Origin of the sequence: Flavobacterium granuli (genome assembly GCF_900129705.1) — a bacterium.
Taxonomy (GTDB): Bacteria; Bacteroidota; Bacteroidia; order Flavobacteriales; family Flavobacteriaceae; genus Flavobacterium; species Flavobacterium granuli.
This window is the reverse complement of record NZ_FQWO01000003.1, coordinates 258,625-279,848: the sequence shown is the minus strand read 5'-3', so window position 1 is coordinate 279,848 and position 21,224 is coordinate 258,625. Positions and strand designations below refer to the sequence as shown.

At 35.4% G+C, this 21,224-nt stretch carries 17 protein-coding genes; 12 read left to right on the top strand and 5 right to left on the bottom strand.

The window, feature by feature from the left end; genetic code table 11:
* Nucleotides 1-102 precede the first annotated feature (102 nt).
* The 10 genes from BUB25_RS06315 (at nucleotide 103) to BUB25_RS06270 (ending at nucleotide 15,130) form a co-directional block, all read left to right on the top strand.
* The gene (locus tag BUB25_RS06315) at nucleotides 103-1,617 is read left to right on the top strand and encodes a hypothetical protein (RefSeq protein WP_072941908.1); all 1,515 of its coding nucleotides are present in this window, start codon (nucleotides 103-105) and stop codon (nucleotides 1,615-1,617) included.
* 190 nt (nucleotides 1,618-1,807) lie between these two features.
* The gene (purL, locus tag BUB25_RS06310) at nucleotides 1,808-5,461 is read left to right on the top strand and encodes a phosphoribosylformylglycinamidine synthase (RefSeq protein WP_072941905.1); all 3,654 of its coding nucleotides are present in this window, start codon (nucleotides 1,808-1,810) and stop codon (nucleotides 5,459-5,461) included.
* A gap of 358 nt (nucleotides 5,462-5,819) precedes the next feature.
* Nucleotides 5,820-7,595 (top strand): AMP-dependent synthetase/ligase, encoded by a 1,776-nt coding sequence (locus BUB25_RS06305; protein WP_072941902.1) that lies wholly within the window; start codon nucleotides 5,820-5,822, stop codon nucleotides 7,593-7,595.
* A gap of 318 nt (nucleotides 7,596-7,913) precedes the next feature.
* Entirely contained in the window at nucleotides 7,914-8,297 is a 384-nt protein-coding gene (locus BUB25_RS06300) for a hypothetical protein (protein WP_072941898.1), read from the top strand.
* A 138-nt stretch (nucleotides 8,298-8,435) separates the two neighbouring features.
* Nucleotides 8,436-8,894: a MarR family winged helix-turn-helix transcriptional regulator gene (locus tag BUB25_RS06295; RefSeq protein WP_072941894.1), complete on the top strand. Its 459-nt coding sequence runs from the start codon at nucleotides 8,436-8,438 to the stop codon at nucleotides 8,892-8,894.
* Nucleotides 8,887-11,277 (top strand): 3-hydroxyacyl-CoA dehydrogenase/enoyl-CoA hydratase family protein, encoded by a 2,391-nt coding sequence (locus BUB25_RS06290; RefSeq protein ID WP_072941890.1) that lies wholly within the window; start codon nucleotides 8,887-8,889, stop codon nucleotides 11,275-11,277. Before BUB25_RS06295 ends, BUB25_RS06290 begins: the two co-directional genes overlap by 8 nt.
* Nucleotides 11,278-11,315: 38 nt before the next feature.
* Nucleotides 11,316-11,678 carry a four helix bundle protein gene (locus BUB25_RS06285; RefSeq protein WP_072941886.1) on the top strand — a complete coding sequence of 121 codons (363 nt, stop codon included), beginning with the start codon at nucleotides 11,316-11,318 and terminating at the stop codon, nucleotides 11,676-11,678.
* A 50-nt stretch (nucleotides 11,679-11,728) separates the two neighbouring features.
* Entirely contained in the window at nucleotides 11,729-12,910 is a 1,182-nt protein-coding gene (locus tag BUB25_RS06280) for an acetyl-CoA C-acyltransferase (protein WP_072941883.1), read from the top strand.
* 37 nt (nucleotides 12,911-12,947) lie between these two features.
* On the top strand, nucleotides 12,948-13,301 hold the full coding sequence (locus BUB25_RS06275) for a four helix bundle protein (RefSeq protein WP_072941880.1): 354 nt from the start codon (nucleotides 12,948-12,950) through the stop codon (nucleotides 13,299-13,301).
* Between the two features lie 38 nt (nucleotides 13,302-13,339).
* Nucleotides 13,340-15,130 carry an acyl-CoA dehydrogenase family protein gene (locus BUB25_RS06270; protein ID WP_072941877.1) on the top strand — a complete coding sequence of 597 codons (1,791 nt, stop codon included), beginning with the start codon at nucleotides 13,340-13,342 and terminating at the stop codon, nucleotides 15,128-15,130.
* 88 nt (nucleotides 15,131-15,218) lie between these two features.
* Here the strand turns inward: BUB25_RS06270 and BUB25_RS06265 are convergent, their stop codons facing one another.
* The 3 genes from BUB25_RS06265 to BUB25_RS06255 all read right to left on the bottom strand — a co-directional run bounded on the left by BUB25_RS06265 (nucleotide 15,219) and on the right by BUB25_RS06255 (nucleotide 16,728).
* Complete coding sequence (locus BUB25_RS06265) at nucleotides 15,219-15,662, bottom strand: copper resistance protein NlpE (protein ID WP_072941875.1); 444 nt, start codon at nucleotides 15,660-15,662, stop codon at nucleotides 15,219-15,221.
* Nucleotides 15,663-15,699: 37 nt separating this feature from the next.
* Nucleotides 15,700-16,221, bottom strand: a complete 522-nt coding sequence (locus BUB25_RS06260; RefSeq protein WP_072941872.1) for a DUF4251 domain-containing protein — start codon at nucleotides 16,219-16,221, stop codon at nucleotides 15,700-15,702.
* Nucleotides 16,222-16,296: 75 nt separating this feature from the next.
* Nucleotides 16,297-16,728, bottom strand: coding sequence for an META domain-containing protein (locus tag BUB25_RS06255; RefSeq protein ID WP_072941869.1), 432 nt, complete (start codon nucleotides 16,726-16,728; stop codon nucleotides 16,297-16,299).
* 196 nt (nucleotides 16,729-16,924) lie between these two features.
* On the opposite strand from BUB25_RS06255, the gene BUB25_RS06250 reads away from it, so the two are divergent.
* The gene (locus tag BUB25_RS06250; protein WP_072941865.1) at nucleotides 16,925-17,452 is read left to right on the top strand and encodes a superoxide dismutase family protein; all 528 of its coding nucleotides are present in this window, start codon (nucleotides 16,925-16,927) and stop codon (nucleotides 17,450-17,452) included.
* Between the two features lie 101 nt (nucleotides 17,453-17,553).
* Nucleotides 17,554-18,756, top strand: a complete 1,203-nt coding sequence (locus tag BUB25_RS06245; protein ID WP_072941863.1) for an LETM1-related biofilm-associated protein — start codon at nucleotides 17,554-17,556, stop codon at nucleotides 18,754-18,756.
* 29 nt (nucleotides 18,757-18,785) lie between these two features.
* On the opposite strand, the gene can is transcribed toward BUB25_RS06245, so the two are convergent.
* Both can and BUB25_RS06235 read right to left on the bottom strand, forming a co-directional pair.
* Nucleotides 18,786-19,421 (bottom strand): carbonate dehydratase, encoded by a 636-nt coding sequence (gene can, locus BUB25_RS06240; protein ID WP_072941860.1) that lies wholly within the window; start codon nucleotides 19,419-19,421, stop codon nucleotides 18,786-18,788.
* 99 nt (nucleotides 19,422-19,520) lie between these two features.
* Nucleotides 19,521-21,176: a SulP family inorganic anion transporter gene (locus tag BUB25_RS06235; RefSeq protein WP_072941857.1), complete on the bottom strand. Its 1,656-nt coding sequence runs from the start codon at nucleotides 21,174-21,176 to the stop codon at nucleotides 19,521-19,523.
* Nucleotides 21,177-21,224: the final 48 nt, after the last annotated feature.

Here is a 21,224-nt window from a genome sequence, read left to right as displayed (position 1 = left end):
TAAGACACAAAAAGTAAATCTAATACTTATTCTACATCCAAATTCAAAAATCCTACTACTTAACACTGAGTTTTTTCCTATTTTTACAAAAAACAAAACAAAATGCGCCCTGTAACCTTGCTTCTTTTTATCGGGATATTATACTCTTTTTGCTCCTGTCGCTCGGATTTTGAGACAGTAGCCAGCAGCGGAAATCTAGTCTTTTCAAAAGATACCGTTTATTTAGACACGGTTTTTACAAACATTGGATCCAGCACCTACCATTTAAAAGTATACAATAAAAGCAAAAACGACATTCGTATTCCAAAGATAGAATTCAGCAAGGGATTAAATTCCAAATACCGTATGACCATCGATGGAATGCAAGGAACTAATGGTAAAATATTCCGTAACATCGATATTTTGGCCAAGGACAGTCTGTACATTTTTATAGAAACTACCGCCAATATTGCCGATGCCAATCCAACCGATTTTCTATATACCGACCAAATCCAGTTTGACAGCGGGGAAAATCTTCAAGAAGTTGAACTGATCACTTTAATTCAGGATGCTATTTTCCTGTACCCAAAACGCTCTACTAATGGAACAATCGAGACTTTACCCATTAAAAATACAGAAATTGAAGGCTTTTATCTGGACGAAAATGATCCTATAAACGGAAACGAACTCCATTTTACTAACACCAAACCTTATGTTATTTATGGCTACGCCGCTGTTCCTTCAGGAAAAACGGTTGTTTTCGACCCCGGCTCCCGAGTTCATTTTCATGCGAATTCCGGGCTTATTGTAACTGATGGCGCTACATTAAACATCAACGGAGGAATTTCAAACACAACAAAGCTTGAAAACGAAGTTATTTTTGAAGGCGACCGATTAGAACCTGAATATTCAAATATTCCCGGACAATGGGGGACAATTTGGTTGACAAGCGAAAGCTCAAACCATTCTATAAACCATCTCACTATTAAAAATGCAACTATTGGTTTATTGATTCAAAACAATAACGGATTTCCTTTTACTATAAAAAATACCCAAATTTACAATTCTTCCAATTATGGAATTCTCGCCGAAACAGCAAAAATTGAAGGAGAAAACCTAGTAATCAACAATGCAGGACAAGCCAGTTTAGCCTGTTCTTATGGCGGAAATTACAACTTTAGCCATTGCACTTTCAATAACAACTGGAACAGTTCGCAACAGGTGACTGTTTCAATAAGCAATTACAACTTGAATGCCTCACCAGAAGCAAAAGACCTGACAGCAGCCACTTTCAACAATTGCATTATCTATGGCTCCTACTCCAATGCATTGTTATTGAGCAAAAAAACAACAGCCAGATTCAATTATAAATTCAACAATTGCCTGATAAAATTCGATTCTGACTCTACCAATCTTGATTATCAATTCAATACTGATACAGCACATTATTCTGATATTCTTTTAAATAAAGACCCTAAATTCTACAATATTCACCAAAACAAACTCTTTATTGATAACACTTCTCCCGCTTTCGCAAAAGGGAATCCGGCTTATATAATTTCGTCAGATATTTTAGGTAAAATGAGAACTTCGCCTCCTGATTTGGGTGCTTATCAAAGCAATCCTTTTGTAAAATAACGGCATTATTGCCAAACGAAAACAAAGGATACGAATCACCAAATTAAAAACAGTAAAACGAAAGGAAAATCGGGCTAATTTTTAGTCATTTTTTAATTGTCTTATTTTATAAAATACTTTGCATTTCACATTTGCTCGAACTATATATTTAAACTAAATTTGCACCGTAAATACAACAAACTACACAACAATGATCCATTTCTTTGAAAACCAAAGCAAAACTGTTTTTGCAGTACAAACGCAAAACGAAATTTCAGCTCAAGACATTTCAAAACTTAACTGGCTTTTTGCCGACTCTAATAAAATAGAAAAATCCGTACTGACGGATTTTTTTGTTGGACCTCGCGCCACCATGGTGACTCCTTGGAGTACCAATGCCGTTGAAATCACTCAAAACATGGGGATTTCAGGGATCATTCGAATTGAGGAATTTCAAAAAGCAACGGAAGATTTCACCGATTTCGACCCCATGCTTTCACAAAAATATACGGAGTTAAACCAAGATATTTTCACCATTCATATTCAACCGGAACCTATTCTGGACATCGAAGATATTGATGGCTATAACAAAAAAGAAGGACTGGCATTAAGTCCCGAAGAAGTGGAATATTTGGATAATTTGTCTACCAAATTAGGCAGAAAATTAACTGATTCTGAAATTTTCGCTTTTTCACAAGCCAATTCAGAGCACTGTCGTCACAAAATTTTCAATGGAACTTTTGTTATTGATGGTGAAGAAAAAGAAACGTCTCTTTTCAAATTAATCAAAAAAACATCACAGGAAAATCCCAACGATATTGTTTCGGCTTACAAAGACAACGTGGCTTTTGTAAAAGGACCAAGAGTGCAACAATTTGCACCAAAAACTGCCGATAAAGCTGATTTTTACGAAATTAAAGAATTTGATTCGGTGATCTCATTAAAAGCAGAAACACACAATTTCCCTACCACTGTAGAACCTTTCAACGGTGCCGCTACTGGTTCTGGAGGTGAAATTCGTGACCGTTTGGCTGGAGGACAAGGTTCGTTACCAATGGCAGGAACAGCGGTTTATATGACTTCTTATTCGCGTTTAGCCGATGACAGAAATTGGGAAAACGGCATGACCGAAAGAAAATGGTTGTACCAAACTCCAATGGATATTTTAATCAAAGCTTCTAATGGAGCTTCAGATTTTGGGAATAAATTCGGGCAACCGCTAATCACGGGTTCCGTTTTAACTTTCGAACATGATGAAAACAACCGCAAAATAGGTTATGACAAAGTAATCATGCAAGCAGGTGGAATTGGTTATGGAAAATTAGACCAAGCCATCAAACACAAACCACAAGAAGGCGATAAAATCGTTATCCTTGGTGGAGAAAATTATAGAATCGGAATGGGTGGTGCTGCAGTTTCATCAGCAGACACAGGAGCTTTTGGTTCAGGAATTGAATTGAACGCTATCCAACGTTCGAATCCAGAAATGCAAAAACGTGCTGCTAATGCCATCCGTGGTTTGGTAGAAAGCGATAACAATCCTATAGTTTCTATTCACGATCACGGTGCAGGTGGACATTTGAACTGTCTTTCTGAATTAGTGGAAGAAACAGGAGGATTAATTGATTTAGACAAATTGCCTGTGGGCGACCCTACTCTTTCCGCTAAAGAGATTATCGGTAACGAATCGCAAGAAAGAATGGGATTAGTTATTGGACAAAAAGATATTGACACCTTGCAACGCATTGCCGACAGAGAACGCGCGCCAATGTATCAGGTGGGTGACGTAACCGATGACCACCGTTTTACTTTCGAATCTAAAACCACCGGTGCTAAACCAATGGATTACGCCTTAGAAGATTTCTTTGGTAGTTCTCCAAAAGTGGTTATGACGGATAAAACTATCGCAAGAGATTACTCAAACTTAACTTACGATAAAAAAGATATTGCCTCATATTTAGAACAAGTATTACAATTAGAAGCTGTTGCCTGTAAAGACTGGTTGACCAATAAAGTAGACCGTTGTGTGGGCGGAAAAGTAGCCAAACAACAGACAACTGGACCTTTGCAATTGCCATTGAACAACTGTGGTGTAATGGCTTTGGATTATCAAGGAATCGAAGGAATCGCAACCTCTATTGGTCACGCTCCTATCTCAGCCTTGATTGATCCTGTTGCTGGTAGCCGCAACGCTATTGCAGAATCTTTATCGAATATCGTTTGGGCACCAATTAAAGACGGATTGAAAGGAATTTCACTTTCGGCTAACTGGATGTGGGCTTGTAAAAATGAAGGTGAAGACGCTCGTTTGTATGCTGCCGTTGAAGGTTGCTCTGACTTTGCCATCGAATTGGGAATCAATATTCCAACAGGAAAAGATTCGCTTTCAATGAAACAAAGATATCCTAACGAAGAAGTAATTGCTCCGGGAACGGTCATTATTTCTGCCGGAGGAAATTGTACCGACATCAGAAAAGTGGTAGAACCTGTTTTACAAAAAGACGGAGGTTCTATTTACTACATCAATTTATCTCAAGACGAATACAAATTAGGAGGTTCTTCATTTGCACAAATCTTGAATACTATTGGAACTGAAACACCTACAATCAAAGACGCTGCTTTCTTCAAAAAAGCATTTAATACTATTCAAGAATTAATCGTAGACAATCAAATTATAGCGGGTCACGATATTGGAAGCGGTGGTTTAATCACTACTTTATTAGAAATGTGTTTTGCTGATGTGAATTTAGGAGCCAAAATTGATTTCTCTGTTTTTGAAGAAAAAGACATTATCAAATACCTTTTTGCTGAAAATATCGGTCTGGTATTCCAAGCCAAAGAAGATGCGGTGTTAGAAAGTAAATTGAAGGCTAACGGAGTTTCATTCTACAAATTAGGAACTGCAACTAACGAAGCCACATTGAACTTTGGTCCTTGTCAATTAGACATTGCTAAATACAGAGACATCTGGTTTAAAACTTCGTTCTTATTAGACCAAAAGCAATCGAAGAACGGAACAGCCCAGGCACGTTTTGACAATTATAAAAACCAAGCGTTAAACTATACTTTCCCTGCTCATTTTACAGGAAAAAAACCGTTGATCGATTCTTCTAAACCAAGACCGAAAGCGGCAATTATACGTGAAAAAGGAAGTAATTCTGAGCGTGAAATGGCCAATGCTATGTACTTAGCTGGTTTTGACGTAAAAGACATTCACATGACCGATTTGATTTCGGGACGTGAAAACTTAGAAGACATTCAGTTTATTGGAGCTGTTGGAGGATTCTCTAACTCAGATGTTTTAGGTTCGGCCAAAGGTTGGGCTGGAGCATTCCTATACAATGAAAAAGCTAAAATGGCTTTGGAGAATTTCTTCAAAAGAGAAGACACCTTATCAGTGGGAATTTGCAACGGTTGCCAATTGTTTGTAGAATTAGGATTGATTAATCCCGAACACGAACAAAAGCCAAAAATGTTACACAACAACAGCCACAAACACGAAAGTATCTTCACATCTGTAACGGTACAAGAGAACAAATCGGTAATGCTATCCACTTTGGCTGGAGCTACACTTGGAGTTTGGGTATCGCATGGAGAAGGTAAATTTCAAATGCCTTTAGCAGAAGAGAACTATAACATTGTAGGTAAATATGGTTACGAAGGTTATCCTGCAAACCCTAACGGTTCTGACTTCAATACAGCGATGTTATGCGATACTACAGGACGTCATTTAGTAATGATGCCACATATTGAGCGTTCTACATTCCAATGGAACTGGGCTCACTATCCAAAAGATAGAAACGATGAAGTTTCGCCTTGGCATGAAGCCTTTGTTAATGCAAGATTATGGATTGATAAAAAATAAGTTTTTCATAAATCATAAAAAAGCGTTCCTGAAAAGGAGCGCTTTTTTTTGCACTCTAATTTCAATTTAAAACAGAAAATAGAAAAAGCACAATTAAAAAAACTGTTCTACAAAAAAATAAAACGCAATAAAAAAAACACATATCACTCATAAACAACCAATTACAACATCTGTATTTTATAACCATAAAGCACCAAAAAAACAAACAGATCAGAAAGAACATCCAAAATAAAAAATACTTAAAAATCGATTTCGTAAAAGACAACTGCCGCAACTTAATTTTTCTATTTAAAATTTAAAAAAGCAATCTTTATTATTAAATTTTAATTAATTTGCAATAAAATTCAATCTTTTTATAATGATTTCAGTAACCAGACTTTTTGATTTTCCGTATTACCAGCAAGATAAATACAATTCGATTCCAGATGCGCTGGTAACTAAACAAAACGGCATTTGGGAGAAAACTTCTACCCAAGAGTACATCGCTAAATCCAATACAATTTCCAGAGCACTCTTGCGATTGGGAATTCAAAAAGACGATAAAATTGCCCTAATTTCAACTAACAATAGAACGGAATGGCATATTATGGATATTGGTATCTTACAAACAGCTGCACAAACTGTGCCCATATATCCAACAATATCGGAAGATGATTATGAATACATATTGAATCATTCAGAAGCTAGCTATTGTTTTGTTTCGGACGAAGAAGTGCTACGAAAAGTAAACCTAATTAGAGCCAAAGTCCCTTATTTGAAAGATGTATATTGTTTTAACACTATTGAAGGTTGCAAAAACTGGAAAGAATTATTGACTCTTGGCGAAGACCAAAGCAATCAAGATGAAGTTGAAAACAGAAAAAATAGTGTAAAAGCTGAGGATCTGGCAACTATTATTTACACCTCTGGAACCACTGGCAGACCCAAAGGCGTAATGCTTTCGCATAATAATATTGTTTCAGATGTATTAAGTAGCGCAACAAGAATCCCATTTGAAGCAGGTAATAGTCGTGCCTTGAGTTTCCTACCGATATGCCATATTTTTGAAAGAATGATTTTGTATTTATATCAATATTATGGTGTTTCAGTATATTTTGGAGAAGCTATAGACAAAATCAGTGACAACCTAAAAGAAGTAAAGCCTACAGTAATCACGGCTGTTCCAAGATTACTTGAAAAAGTATATGATAAAATTTACGCCAAAGGCGCAGAACTTACAGGGATTAAAAAGACATTATTCTTTTGGGCCATTGATTTAGGATTGCGTTACCAACCTTATGGCGCCAATGGTTTTTGGTACGAATTCCAACTTAAGATTGCCCGAAAACTAATTTTCAGTAAATGGCAAGAAGGTCTTGGCGGAAACTTAGATTTAATGGTTTCCGGTAGCGCTGCTTTACAGCCACGATTAACCCAAATTTTTGCCGCCGCGGGTATTCCGGTTATGGAAGGATACGGACTGACCGAAACTTCTCCTGTAATATCCGTAAATGATATGAGGAACAAAGGATTCAAAATAGGAACTGTAGGTAAAGTAATTGATAATGTAGAAGTAAAAATAGCCGAAGACGGGGAAATTCTTTGCAAAGGACCTAATGTTATGATGGGCTATTACAAAGACGAGCAAAAAACAGCCGAAGCCTTACAAGGCGGTTATTTCCACACAGGCGACATAGGCAATATTGACGAAGAAGGATTTCTTAAAATTACCGATCGTAAAAAAGAAATGTTTAAAACCTCTGGAGGAAAATACATCGCACCGCAAATTATTGAAAACACCTTGAAACAATCCCGTTTCATCGATCAAATTATGGTGATTGGTGATGGCCAAAAAATGCCAGCAGCATTCATTCAACCTAATTTTGATTTTATAAAAGAGTGGGCAAATATTCACAAGTTCAACATAGGAAAAAGCAATGAAGAAATTGTTTCCAATGAAAAAGTAATCGCTAGAATTCAAGAAGAAATTGATCACTCTAACGAAAAATTCGGTAACTGGGAAAAAATAAAACGCTTTGAACTTACACCAGAAATTTGGTCAATCGAAGGCGGAGAATTGACTCCTACATTGAAACTAAAACGAAAAATTATAATGGAAAAATATGCTGATTTATTCCACAAAATATATGGTTAACAAACTATAAATTAGCGACCAATTACAAACTGCCCTTTACTGGTATTATCTCACTTTCAAAATTCAATAAGAAAGAAGATAATTCCAATAAAGGGCAGCTTTTTTTTTAGTTATAATTTATTATAAAAACACCACAAATTACCCTAGGGGCGTGCTCATTTTAGAAACATTTTTTAAAAACAGAAATCTCAATAAAACACACAATTACAAAAAAAACAACACATTAAATACCAAATAGTCACTTATTAATTGTTTTTATAGTAATTTCATTATATTTTTAATACTTTTAACTACTAATCGATACGATTTAACAAAGCTATGAATAATAAAAACTTTTTAGTTTCAGGTGTTTTTGGAGGCATTACCAACTTTCTTTTAGGATGGCTTTTGTATGGGTTTCTTTTTAAGAATTTATATCCCCAAAACGAAAACACCAATTTATTGTTTATCTTTTTAGGATACATCACTTTTGGTTTATTTATGGCTTATATTTTTACCAAATGGGCCGGCATTACAAATCCCATGACGGGTTTTAAAACAGGTGCAACAATTGGCTTATTTACAAGCTTGTCCATGAATTTTTTCATGTATTCAAATATGCCACCCAATTTTGAAAACATATCTATAGACATTGCCATATCAATACTAATGGGTGCTTTTGTGGGAGCTGTGATTGCCGCAGTCAATGGAAAATTAAAATAGCGAACAAATATGGCCCAAAACTCCTCCAATTGTGAGGAGTTTTTTATATAATTAAAACTTTTAACAGAAAAATAATTTAATTTTATTATGCGTGCATAGTATTTTTTTATTATATTTGAAATCGATATGGTTAGAGATATGAAAGACAAAACGATAGATTATGCTTTAAGGGCGACTTGGCAAGCAGTATCAAGAATGTATAATGAAGAGGCTTCTAAATATGGAGCTACAATGGCAACAGGTTTTGCCTTGCTTAGCATGGACAAAAACAAAGGAACCCCTTCTACTTCATTAGGTCCAAAAATGGGAATGGAGGCAACAAGCCTGACCAGAACCTTAAAATCAATGGAGGAAAAAGGACTAATCATCAGAAAAAAAAATCCAGATGACGGTCGTGGTGTCCTAATTTACCTGACTGATTTTGGTAAAGAAAAAAGAGAGCTGTCTAAAAATACCGTTTTAAAATTTAACGAAACCATCAGACAACATGTTTCAGAAGAAAAACTAGATCATTTCATGGAAGTCGCCGAAATAATCAACGAATTAATTCAAAATAAAAATATATTTAATCAAACCGAAAAAGTAGAAAATGAATAGAGCTATTAAAAAAGTTGCCGTAGTCGGATCCGGAATTATGGGTTCGGGAATTGCATGTCATTTTGCTAACATTGGTCTCGAAGTATTACTTCTCGATATCGTTCCAAGTGAACTCACCGAAGCAGAAACAAAAAAAGGATTAACACTAGAAAGTAAAGTTGTACGCAATCGTTTAGTAAACGATCACTTAACAAATGCTTTAAAATCGAAACCTTCCCCAATTTACAACCAGAAATTTGCCAGCCGAATTACGACGGGAAATACGACCGATGACATGGCAAAAATTGCCAATGTAGATTGGATTATCGAGGTGGTTGTAGAGCGTTTGGATATTAAAAAAATGGTTTTTGAACAAATTGAAAAATTCAGAAAACCGGGGACTTTGGTTACTTCAAATACATCTGGAATTCCTATTCACTTTATGAGTGAAGGAAGAAGTGACGATTTTCAAAAACACTTTTGCGGAACCCACTTTTTTAATCCTGCGCGCTACTTAAAATTATTCGAAATCATTCCTGGTCCACAAACTTCAATTGAAGTTTTAGACTTTCTTACTACATACGGAGAAAAATTCTTAGGCAAAACTTCGGTTGTTGCCAAGGATACTCCTGCATTTATCGGAAACCGTATCGGTATCTATGGGATTCAAAGTTTGTTCCATTTGGTAAAAGAAATGGGATTAACGATTGAAGAAGTAGATAAATTAACTGGTCCTGTAATTGGTCGACCAAAATCGGCTACTTTCAGAACCGTTGATGTTGTAGGATTAGATACTTTAGTACATGTGGCTAACGGAATCTATGAAAACTGTCCAACTGACGAGCAACACGATTTGTTCAAACTTCCGGATTTCGTCAACAAAATGATGGAAAACAAATGGTTGGGAAGCAAAACAGGACAAGGATTCTATAAAAAAGAAGGAAAAGAAATCCTGACTTTGGATTTAGATACTTTGGAATACAGAGCCGCTAAAAAAGCCTCTTTTGCTACTTTAGAATTGACAAAAACAATTGATAAACCCATCAACCGTTTTAAAGTTTTGGTAAAAGGGAAAGACAAAGCAGGTGAATTCTACCGTAAGAGTTTCGCCGGAATGTTTGCTTATGTTTCGAACAGAATTCCTGAAATCTCAGATGAATTATACAAAATAGATGATGCTATGAAAGCTGGTTTCGGTTGGGAAAATGGACCTTTCGAAATTTGGGATGCTATTGGAGTTGAAAAAGGAATTGAAATCATGAAAGCCGAAGGACTTGCTCCTGCAGCCTGGGTCAATGAGATGATCGCTTCTGGAAGCAAAAGCTTCTATTCTGTAAAAGAAGGCGCTACTTATTTCTACAATATCCCTACAAAATCACAAACAAAAGTTCCAGGACAAGATGCCTTTATCATCCTGAACAACATACGCGAAAGCAAAAAAGTATGGAGCAATAGCGGTGCTATCATCCAAGACTTAGGAGACGGAATCCTGAACTTAGAGTTCCAATCTAAAATGAATACGATTGGTGGCGATGTTTTACAAGCCATCAATAAAGCAATCGATTTATCCGAAAAAGAATACCAAGGTTTAGTAATTGGTAACCAAGCAGCAAATTTCTCTGTAGGTGCTAATATTGGAATGATTTTCATGATGGCGGTGGAACAAGAATACGATGAGCTGAATATGGCCATAAAAATGTTCCAAGATACGATGATGCGCGTGCGTTACTCCGGAATCCCAGTGGTGGTTACTCCTCACGGAATGACTTTTGGTGGAGGTTGCGAAATGAGTTTGCATGCAGATAAAGTGGTCGCTGCTGCAGAAACCTACATGGGATTAGTGGAATTTGGTGTTGGTGTGATCCCAGGTGGTGGTGGATCGAAAGAGATGGCTTTAAGAGCTTCTGATTTGTTCCATAAAAATGATGTTGAGCTGAATGTGTTGCAAGAATATTTCTTGACGATTGCTATGGCAAAAGTATCTACTTCCGGTTACGAAGCGTTTGACACGGGATTATTACAGCAAGGAAAAGACCTTATCGTAGTAAACAAAGACCGCCAGATTGCCGAAGCTAAGAAACATGCCTTGATAATGGCCGAAGCGGGTTATACACAACCGATTCGCAGAACGGATGTAAAAGTTCTTGGAAAACAAGCTCTAGGAATGTTTTTAGTAGGAACAGACCAAATGGAAGCGGGTAAATACATCTCAGAACACGATCAAAAAATCGCTAACAAACTGGCTTATGTAATGGCTGGTGGAGATTTATCGGAGCCAACATTAGTAAGCGAGCAATATTTATTGGATTTAGAACGTGAAGCTTTCTTGTCATTGTGTACCGAAAGAAAAACATTGGAAAGAATTCAATTCATGTTAACCAAAGGGAAACCGTTGAGAAATTAGTATTGAGTATCAAGAATTAAGTATTAAGACCTAAAATTATGCATCAATTTGAAAAACTGAAAATCTGGCAAAAAGCAATGGATATTGCAGTAGATATTTATAAAGTCACTTCAGAATTACCTTCTGATGAAAAATTTAACTTAACATATCAAATTAAAAAATGTGCCGTTTCTATTCCTTCAAATATTACTGAAGGTTCAGGAAGAAATTCAAATAATGAATTTGTACATTTTCTTGGTATTGCAAATGGTTCGACTTATGAATTAATAACTCAATTAATGATTTCAAAACGCTTAGATTTAGTTGAAGAGGAAAAAGTTACACCAATCATCCATAATTTGGTAGAAGTGTGCAACATGAATTTTGCACTTCAAAAATCTCTAAAAACAATTAACAAATAACGATTGGAAAATCTTAATACTTAATTCTCCAATCTTAATACTTTTTATAAATGAAAACAGCCTATATAGTAAAAGCATACAGAACTGCCGTTGGGAAAGCACCAAAAGGAGTTTTTAGATTTAAAAGACCTGATGAGTTGGCCGCAGAAACCATTCAATATATGATGAATGAGTTGCCTGACTTTGACAAAACGCGTATTGATGATGTGATGGTAGGAAATGCCATGCCGGAAGCAGAACAAGGTTTGAACGTAGCTCGTTTGATCTCATTGATGGGATTAAAAATCGAAGACGTTCCTGGTGTAACCGTCAACCGCTACTGTGCCTCGGGAATAGAAACTATTGGGATGGCAACAGCCAAAATCCAATCAGGAATGGCACATTGTATTATTGCAGGAGGTGCCGAAAGCATGAGTTTTATTCCAATGGGAGGCTACAAACCAACTCCGGATTATGCGGTTGCAAAAGCAGGAAACGAAGACTACTATTGGGGAATGGGATTAACAGCGGAAGCCGTTGCCAAACAATTTAATGTTTCCAGAGAAGATCAAGATGAGTTTGCTTATCATTCGCACATGAAAGCCTTGAAAGCACAAGCAGAAGGGAAATTTGACAAACAAATTGTTCCAATCACTATTGAGCAAACATTCATCAACGAAAATGGAAAAAAGGAAACTAAATCCTATGTTGTAAACAAAGACGAAGGTCCAAGAGCAGGAACATCTAAAGAAGCCTTAGCGGGTCTTAGAGCCGTATTTGCCGCAGATGGAAGTGTGACAGCTGGAAACTCTTCGCAAATGAGTGACGGTGCTGCCTTTGTTCTTGTAATGAGTGAAGAAATGGTAAAAGAATTGAACCTAGAACCAATTGCAAGATTAGTCAACTTTGCTTCGGCGGGTGTTGAACCTAGAATTATGGGAATTGGACCGGTAAAAGCAATTCCAAAAGCCTTAAAACAAGCTGGCTTACAATTAAAAGACATTGATTTAATAGAGTTAAACGAAGCATTTGCATCTCAGTCCTTGGCTGTAATTCGTGAATTGGGATTAAATCCTGATATCGTAAATGTAAACGGTGGAGCAATCGCCTTAGGTCACCCACTAGGATGTACCGGAGCCAAATTGTCTGTTCAATTATTCGATGAAATGAAACGAAGAGATAGCAAATACGGAATCGTTACCATGTGTGTAGGAACCGGACAAGGGACTGCAGGGATATATGAGCTTCTTTAGATTTATTTTAAATGATGAATTCTAAATTTTGAATGGAATGAAAGAAAATATAATTGCTACAAAAACTTTTGATTTTGCATTAACGATAGTAAATCTTTTTGTCCAATTAAAAAACGAAAACGAATTCATAATTTCTAAACAAATCCTACGCTCTGCAACAAGCATTGGAGCTAATGTAGAAGAAGCAATCGCAGCCCAATCAAGAAAAGATTTCATTCATAAAATGGCAATAGCTTCGAAGGAAGCGAGAGAAACTAAATACTGGTTGCGTTTATTAGACAAATCCAATCTGACAACAATATCGATGTCAAATTATTTAATTGAAATTGAACACATAATAAATATAATAACAAAAATTATTAAAACTTCTCAGGAAGACAATACAAAATAATTTAAAATTTATAATTCAAAATTTAAACTAACAAAGTCATGAGCGACGTAACCAGAGGAGGTCAATTCCTTGTAAAAGAAACTAAGTGCGAAAACATCTTCACTCCTGAAGATTTCAATGAAGAACAATTAATGATGCGCGACTCTGTAAAAGAGTTTGTTGATAAAGAACTTTGGCCTAACAAAGATCGTTTTGAGAAAAAGGATTACGCTTTTACCGAAGAAAGTATGAAAAAAGCGGGAGATCTAGGCTTTTTAAGCGTGGCTGTTCCTGAAGCTTACGGCGGAATGGGAATGGGATTTGTAAACACCGTTTTAGTTTGCGATTATATTTCGGGAGCTACAGGTTCGTTTTCAACAGCTTTTGGTGCGCATACAGGAATTGGAACCATGCCAATCACCTTATACGGAACGGAAGAACAAAAACAAAAATACGTACCTAAATTAGCTACTGGCGAATGGTTTGGTGCGTATTGCTTGACAGAACCGGGTGCAGGATCTGATGCTAATTCCGGAAAAACAAAAGCAGTTTTGTCTGAAGACGGAAAATACTATTCGATTACAGGTCAAAAAATGTGGATTTCGAATGCAGGATTCTGTTCTCTATTCATCGTTTTTGCCCGTATTGGTGATGATAAAAATATTACGGGATTCATCGTAGAAAATACTGCTGATAACGGAATTTCTATGAATGAAGAAGAACACAAACTTGGTATCCGTGCTTCTTCTACTCGTCAGGTTTTCTTTAATGAAACCAAAGTTCCTGTTGAAAACATGCTTTCTGAAAGAGGAAATGGATTTAAAATTGCCATGAATGCATTGAACGTAGGTCGTATCAAATTAGCTGCAGCTTGTTTAGATGCACAACGTAGAGTAATTTCTGGTTCAGTTAAATATGCTAATGAAAGAATCCAATTTAACACTCCTATTGCTCAATTTGGAGCCATCCGTTACAAACTAGCCGAAATGGCAACGAGTTGTTATGCCGGAGAAAGTGCTACTTATCGTGCTGCAAAAGATATAGAAGATCGTATTATTGCCCGCGAAGCTGAAGGTGCTACACATCAGGAGGCAGAATTGAAAGGAGTCGAAGAATACGCTATTGAATGTTCTATTCTAAAAGTAGCTGTTTCTGAAGACATTCAAAACTGTGCTGATGAAGGAATCCAAATCTTTGGCGGAATGGGATTCTCAGAAGACACACCAATGGAAAGTGCTTGGAGAGATGCGCGTATTGCTCGTATCTATGAAGGAACAAACGAAATCAACAGAATGCTATCCGTGGGTATGCTTATCAAAAAAGCCATGAAAGGCCATGTTGATTTGCTGGGACCAGCTTCTAAAGTTCAAGAGGAATTGATGGGCATACCTTCATTTGACACTCCTGATTATTCTGAATTATTTGCAGAAGAGAAAGAAATGATTGGAAAACTAAAAAAAGCATTCTTAATGGTTGCCGGAGGTGCTGTCCAAAAATACGGTCCAGATTTAGAAGGACACCAACAATTATTGATGGCGGCTTCAGATATTTTGATTGAAATCTATATGGCTGAAAGTACAATTCTGAGAACGGAAAAATTAGCCAAAAAAGAAGGTGAAGACAAAGTACAGGAACAAATTGCAATGGCTAAACTTTATTTATACAAAGCCGTGGATATTGTAACTCAAAAAGGAAAAGAAAGTGTAATTTCATTTGCCGAAGGCGATGAACAACGCATGATGTTGATGGGCTTGAGACGTTTCACAAAATACACCAATATGCCTAATATTGTTGGATTAAGAGAAGTGATTACGACTAAAATAGTTGCCGAAAACGAATATTGCTTTTAATAGCAAAAACCGATACTAATTCAAAATGCTGAAAAACCGTCAAGTTTAAATAAACGAGACGGTTTTTTTTTAAACTTTTTTAAACTGATTATTTTGTCAAAATATAATTATCAGCTAAGGAGCCACTAATTGTATTGCCTTCCATATCTAATTGTATCAGTTTGTTTTCGGCGACCTTATATTGAATAGGTGTTTCATTAATTCCTTTTAAGGAAACAATTGAACCTGTTTTGTCCCAAACAAAAGTCCCCTTTTCTTCAAATATTTTTTGGTCACCTTTACCTAGATATTTTGTTCTCATAACAAAAGTCATGTCTTCATTAAGAATTACCTCTGTTTCAATTCCCACACAATCAGCACAAGGAATAACCCCTTTATAAATCCCTGGCCAATCTAAAGCAATTTGTGAATTGTGGATATCCACTACCGTTGTATCAGTTGACGCAGCCTGAACTTCATCTTTTGCTTTCTCATTTTTACAACTAAATAGCACTAAAGACAAACAAAAAATCATAAAAACACCATACTTCATAATTGTAATTTAATTAAGGTTATATTATTGGAACAAACTACTTGTCCTCTTTCTTTTCTATCTTTGATATTTCACCATTGTAAGAAATTGAGCTGCGATTATTAGAACTAATCGTAAGCCTTGCATTTCCTTCAAAAAAAACAGAAAGCAAAATATTAAAAACATCTTGTTTTCCTCTTACCGTGGCTTTTATTTCATAAGTATTTTTACCTTTCTCGATTGTGAATTCACTTGGCTTACCTTCAAATTTTAAGCCTGTGTCACCTCCATAACCGATGCCGCTATAACCTCTTCCAAAAAAAGGCATTTCGCTCCTAATAAAATCTGGTTTAAACGCTATAAAATTAGGATTCGTTGTTAAATCGATGTCTCTAAATCCCAATGGAAAAGCTTTATTAGCAACAAAAACAAACTCCTTGGAATCGATCAAAATAGCAATTTGTCTTGCTTTTTCAATTTGCTGTTCTTTTCTCAATTGTTTTCTGGTTTTCTCTTGGGCAAAGCCAAAAGCAACTGTCAGTAAAAGGAATACTACTAGAATTATTTTTTTTGATTTCATAGCTATAATTTCTGGGTTGAGTAATAATAGGCTATAAACAAATTGATGCCCTTTAAGGGCATCAATTTGTTTGTTTTATTTCTTAGTAAAACGCATCATGGCAATATCTCCCATGATAAAATTCAAGGTTTTACCATCTTCAGAAATGGAATAGGAATCAATTTTTTCCAATGTTGACATATAAATCTCTCCGCCTTGTCCCTCACAAGCCATCATGGTCATTGCTAATTTGGCATCTTTAAAATCAATCTTTTTCCCTTTAACTTTCAATGCTCCCATGTAACTATTGCAGCTATTATTACCTGAAACTCTATTTTCTTTCAAATCGAAAACAATCGTAGGCTTTTTATCAGGATATAAACCTTCAAAAGCAATCCTTGGACCCGTAATGTAATTCAATTCCCAAGTTCCTTCTAATGAATCTACTTTATTCACTGTAGATTTAGTAGAATTGCAAGACACAATAGCAAGACATAAAATTGTTAGAGATAAAAATACTTTTTTCATACTTAATAATGTTAAATGATTTTGAGTAAAAACTCGTTAAAAACTAATACAAAATTAAGGGTTAATACTATAAACATGTCCCATAGAACTGTTAAATAGAAATCATATTTACGATAATTTTTCCGCACTATATAATGATTACAATCAAATTTAAAGTAACTTTACGTCTAAATTTACTAACTTCAAAACAGTTAAAATGAAAAAAATAATCTTATCAATTGCTCTGATTTTAACAATAATCGTCGCTTGTAAAACCACTAACAGTTCAAATGACACCAAAAAACTAAGTATTAGCTTTGAACCAAAAAGCAATAGCAAAGTTTCTGGCACAGCAACTTTTACAGAAAAAAATGGAAAGGTAACTTTCGTTGCCAAACTTACTGGCCTAACACCTGGACTTCATGCTATTCATATTCATGAAAAATCAGATTGTTCTGCTGCAGATGGAAGTTCAGCAGGAGGACATTGGAATCCTACCTTTAAGAACCATGGAAAATGGGGTGTAGGAGAATATCACAGAGGCGATATAGGAAATTTTACAGCTGATGCTAATGGAAACGGAACCATTTCCATGACTACGGATGAGTGGAGTATTGGTGGAGAAGATCCTACTAAAGACATTCTTGGTAAGGGATTAATTGTTCACCAAGGTAGTGATGATTTTGTTTCCCAACCGGCTGGAAATGCTGGAGCCAGAGTAGCTTGTTCTGCCATCATCAAATAAAACAATTCAAACAACCATCCTATTTATTTTATGACAAGATGGTTGTTTCAGTTAAATAAACTAATCAAAAAAACATAGCTTTGCAGCTTTAAAAATGAGAAATGATTAACCCTTCTGCATCAGGTTGGATAGACAAGTATTTTACAAAGCAAAAAACAGTTCCTCAAACTGTTTACAGCAATCCTGATTTATTTTATCAAAATATCAGAAATACAGGATTCATTTATGGTCATATTGTTTCTTTTGAAACAGCAGTTCCAATAGAAACTAAGGGCTGGATGCAAAATGAAATTCCAAAAGTAGCGTTATTAAACACACTTTATTCTATTTATGGTTTAACAACCCAAGAAAACAATCCAGAAATTTTTATTGCCAAAGCATTGGATTTTTACAACTCAATGAATCCGCAGGGATTTAATTTGTTTAAAAAAGTATTACCCAATAGCCCCGCTTCTTTAAATTTAGAAAAGATAATTGACAATAGGGTTCAAACCAATATAGACATTATCAGTAAAAATTTTTCTCACATTGTAACCAATGCGTTATTGTTTATTGATGTATTGGCATTCCGTCAATATTTAATCCACGGAATCATCCCGGAGAAATATTTAAAAAAAATTGAAGAAGCCGTTATTAGCCTAGTTTCTCTGGCATTAAAAACCAAGTCTCATAAATCCTATTATGATGATTTATTGATTAAACTTTTTGAGGCTTCTGTACGCTATAGTAAATTCTCGAGCGTCAGTGTCCAAAACCTGGAAGGTCTTAATCTAGACTATTTCAGTTCTGAATTAGAAAAATACTATTTGATCGATATGGCCGGAATGGCATTATGGAGTGACGGAAAAATTGAAAATGAAGAAACCTATTTCCTTCATAAATTAGCCGAGCTCATTGAAATCCCCGATGCATTTGTAAGCGAAAGTATTAAAAGTACGGACGAGTTTATAACGAGCCATAAGAATGAAATTCCTTATTTTAATTACTCCAATCCGGTTAAACATTTCTATGATCAAACCACTCAAAGTGTAATCACATTAATTACACGCAATAAAAACAGACTGATAAAAGAGATCATTCAAAGCAAAGAATTGATGCTATTATTAGCCTATTCCACAAGAAGAGATTTGGACGAAAAAGAAAAGAAAAAAGTAAAAAAACAATTGTTAGATGTCTGCAAAACAATTCCTTCGCTAACTATTTTCTTACTTCCCGGTGGTAGCTTATTACTCCCTATTTTAATTAAGTTTATCCCTAAATTATTGCCCTCGGCTTTCAATGAAAATCTTGACGAAAACGAATAAAAAAATCGCCCGAAGGCGATTTTTTATTTTTATAAATTTAATTGGTAAACTTCGTCTAATTCATTGTTTGAACTGATGTTCACATTTAAATCCGTAACAAAACCGGAATTCAAACCATAAACCCAACCGTGTATGGTTAAATCCTGGCCGTTTTTCCAAGCGTTTTGAACGATTGATGTTTTTGACAAATCAAAAACTTGCTCTTTTGCATTTATTTCGACAAAGGCATTAAAACGCTCATTTTCATCCGTAAACGAATCCAAATAAACATTATGCAAACGATACACATTCTTAATATGTCTGATCCAGTTATCAATAATACCTATGGAATCATTTCCCATGGCCGCTTTTATTCCACCACAACCATAGTGTCCACATACAATAACATGCTTTACTTTTAAAACATTTACCGCATAATCTAGTACACTTAACATATTCATATCAGAATGAACAACCATATTGGCAATATTTCTATGGACGAATACTTCACCTGGTTTAGCTCCGATAATTTCATTAGCAGGAACACGACTATCAGAACATCCTATCCACAATAATGGCGGTGTTTGACCTTTGGCTAAATCTGCAAAGTAGTTGGCATCTTTTGATAATGCTTCTTCTACCCATTTCTTATTATTGTCTAATATTTTTTTATAAAAATCACTCATCTTATTTTTTATTTAATTTTAATTAACTGTAAAAATCTAAAACTATTCGTAAATGTAAATCATTTTTAAAATCCGAATTACATTGATCTCTTATTTCTATTAATTTTGAAAAACTTCACTAACCTTTTCTTTCTTAACCATTACTCTTTTGGCAACATCATAATAATGTTCAAATGTAACATGATTCGGCGATTCTGGCGTATTCTCCAGGTCATAAGCCTTTTTAAAGCCTTTCAATTTTACCTTAATATTCTCATCTATTGCTCTGGTAGTTTTGAATTCGCGAATTAAGTCCAAAATATCATGAGCGATATAGACAGTGTCATGTGCATTGATAATTACTTTAGAATTTTCAGGTATTTCATTCAGCGTCAATTTAATGGCCGCTTTATTCAAGAAAGACACTTCTTGTGCCAAATCAATATGAATAATATCTCCATCGACATATTCTTCTTTTTTGAAACTGTAGGCGCGTTTTAAGTTTCCTCTTAAAATAAAAATCACACTGATAACGATTCCAAGTAAAACTCCCTTAAGTAAATCCGTAGCAACTACGGCAACCAAAGTAGCGATAAAAGGGACAAATTGATACTTTCCTTTTTCCCAGAAATGAATAAAGGTAGCTGGCTTGGCTAATTTATAGCCTACTAAAATAAGTATCGTGGCCAAAGTGGCCAATGGTATCTTATTTAGAATCATAGGAATACTAAGAACACTTATCATCAACAAAAAACCGTGAATAATTGCAGACATTTTAGATTTTGCTCCGGCATTATTGTTTGCCGAAGACCTCACAACTACAGATGTCATAGGCAATCCACCTAAGAGTGAACTCACCATATTTCCAATTCCTTGCGCTTTAAGCTCAACATTAGTATTGGTATATCTTTTTTGGACATCCATCCTATCAGAGGCTTCAATACACAACAGAGTCTCAATAGAGGCAACAATAGCAATGGTCAAACCTACAACCCAAACTTGGGGATTCATAATTCCGGCAAAATTTGGAGTGACAATAATCGCCTTAAACTCTTCGAAAGACTGAGGAATAGGTAAATTTACTAAATGTTCTTGGGAAATAGCCAATGCACTTCCTGATTGTATAAACCATTCGTTTAAAATAATTCCTAGAATTACCGCTACCAAGGCACCCGGTATTAATTTTAATTTTTTCAGGAAAGAAAGCTTATCCCAAGAAATAAGAATGACTAACGAAACCGCTGTAACAATAACGGCTCCCAATTGAATATGATTAAAAACTTCAAATAAAGCGGTAAAAGAATTGTTCCCATCATGCTGAACAAAAGACTGGTCTCCTTCAAAATCAGTATCATACCCAAGAGCATGTGGGATTTGTTTCAAGATAATAATAACTCCAATACCTGCTAACATTCCCTCAATTACATTGGTTGGGAAATAATTAGAAATACTTCCTGCTTTTAAAAAACCCAAACCTAATTGGATTAATCCCGCAATAAAAACAGCGGTTAAAAACACATCGAAAGCTCCAAGATCCGTGATTGCGGTCAATATAATTGCTGTTAAACCCGCAGCTGGACCCGTAACACTAATATGAGACTGACTCAAATACCCCACAACAATACCTCCTATAACTCCTGAAATAATTCCCGAAAACAAGGGTGCACCCGAGGCCATTGCAATTCCTAAACATAATGGAAGCGCAACCAAAAAAACTACCAAACCTGAAGCAAAATCAGATTTTAAATTGGCAAAAAGATTTATTTTTTTTGACATAATATTACTATAAATTGTATGTAAATATGCTGCATATCAAAAAGATTG

Bases quoted from the DNA above. Each gene is read 5' to 3' on its own strand.
- BUB25_RS06315 (WP_072941908.1), top strand. From the start codon at position 103: ATGCGCCCTGTAACCTTGCTTCTTTTTATCGGGATATTATACTCTTTT.
- purL (WP_072941905.1), top strand. From the start codon at position 1,808: ATGATCCATTTCTTTGAAAACCAAAGCAAAACTGTTTTTGCAGTACAA.
- BUB25_RS06305 (WP_072941902.1), top strand. From the start codon at position 5,820: ATGATTTCAGTAACCAGACTTTTTGATTTTCCGTATTACCAGCAAGAT.
- BUB25_RS06300 (WP_072941898.1), top strand. From the start codon at position 7,914: ATGAATAATAAAAACTTTTTAGTTTCAGGTGTTTTTGGAGGCATTACC.
- BUB25_RS06295 (WP_072941894.1), top strand. From the start codon at position 8,436: ATGAAAGACAAAACGATAGATTATGCTTTAAGGGCGACTTGGCAAGCA.
- BUB25_RS06290 (WP_072941890.1), top strand. From the start codon at position 8,887: ATGAATAGAGCTATTAAAAAAGTTGCCGTAGTCGGATCCGGAATTATG.
- BUB25_RS06285 (WP_072941886.1), top strand. From the start codon at position 11,316: ATGCATCAATTTGAAAAACTGAAAATCTGGCAAAAAGCAATGGATATT.
- BUB25_RS06280 (WP_072941883.1), top strand. From the start codon at position 11,729: ATGAAAACAGCCTATATAGTAAAAGCATACAGAACTGCCGTTGGGAAA.
- BUB25_RS06275 (WP_072941880.1), top strand. From the start codon at position 12,948: ATGAAAGAAAATATAATTGCTACAAAAACTTTTGATTTTGCATTAACG.
- BUB25_RS06270 (WP_072941877.1), top strand. From the start codon at position 13,340: ATGAGCGACGTAACCAGAGGAGGTCAATTCCTTGTAAAAGAAACTAAG.
- BUB25_RS06265 (WP_072941875.1), bottom strand. From the start codon at position 15,662: ATGAAGTATGGTGTTTTTATGATTTTTTGTTTGTCTTTAGTGCTATTT.
- BUB25_RS06260 (WP_072941872.1), bottom strand. From the start codon at position 16,221: ATGAAATCAAAAAAAATAATTCTAGTAGTATTCCTTTTACTGACAGTT.
- BUB25_RS06255 (WP_072941869.1), bottom strand. From the start codon at position 16,728: ATGAAAAAAGTATTTTTATCTCTAACAATTTTATGTCTTGCTATTGTG.
- BUB25_RS06250 (WP_072941865.1), top strand. From the start codon at position 16,925: ATGAAAAAAATAATCTTATCAATTGCTCTGATTTTAACAATAATCGTC.
- BUB25_RS06245 (WP_072941863.1), top strand. From the start codon at position 17,554: ATGATTAACCCTTCTGCATCAGGTTGGATAGACAAGTATTTTACAAAG.
- can (WP_072941860.1), bottom strand. From the start codon at position 19,421: ATGAGTGATTTTTATAAAAAAATATTAGACAATAATAAGAAATGGGTA.
- BUB25_RS06235 (WP_072941857.1), bottom strand. From the start codon at position 21,176: ATGTCAAAAAAAATAAATCTTTTTGCCAATTTAAAATCTGATTTTGCT.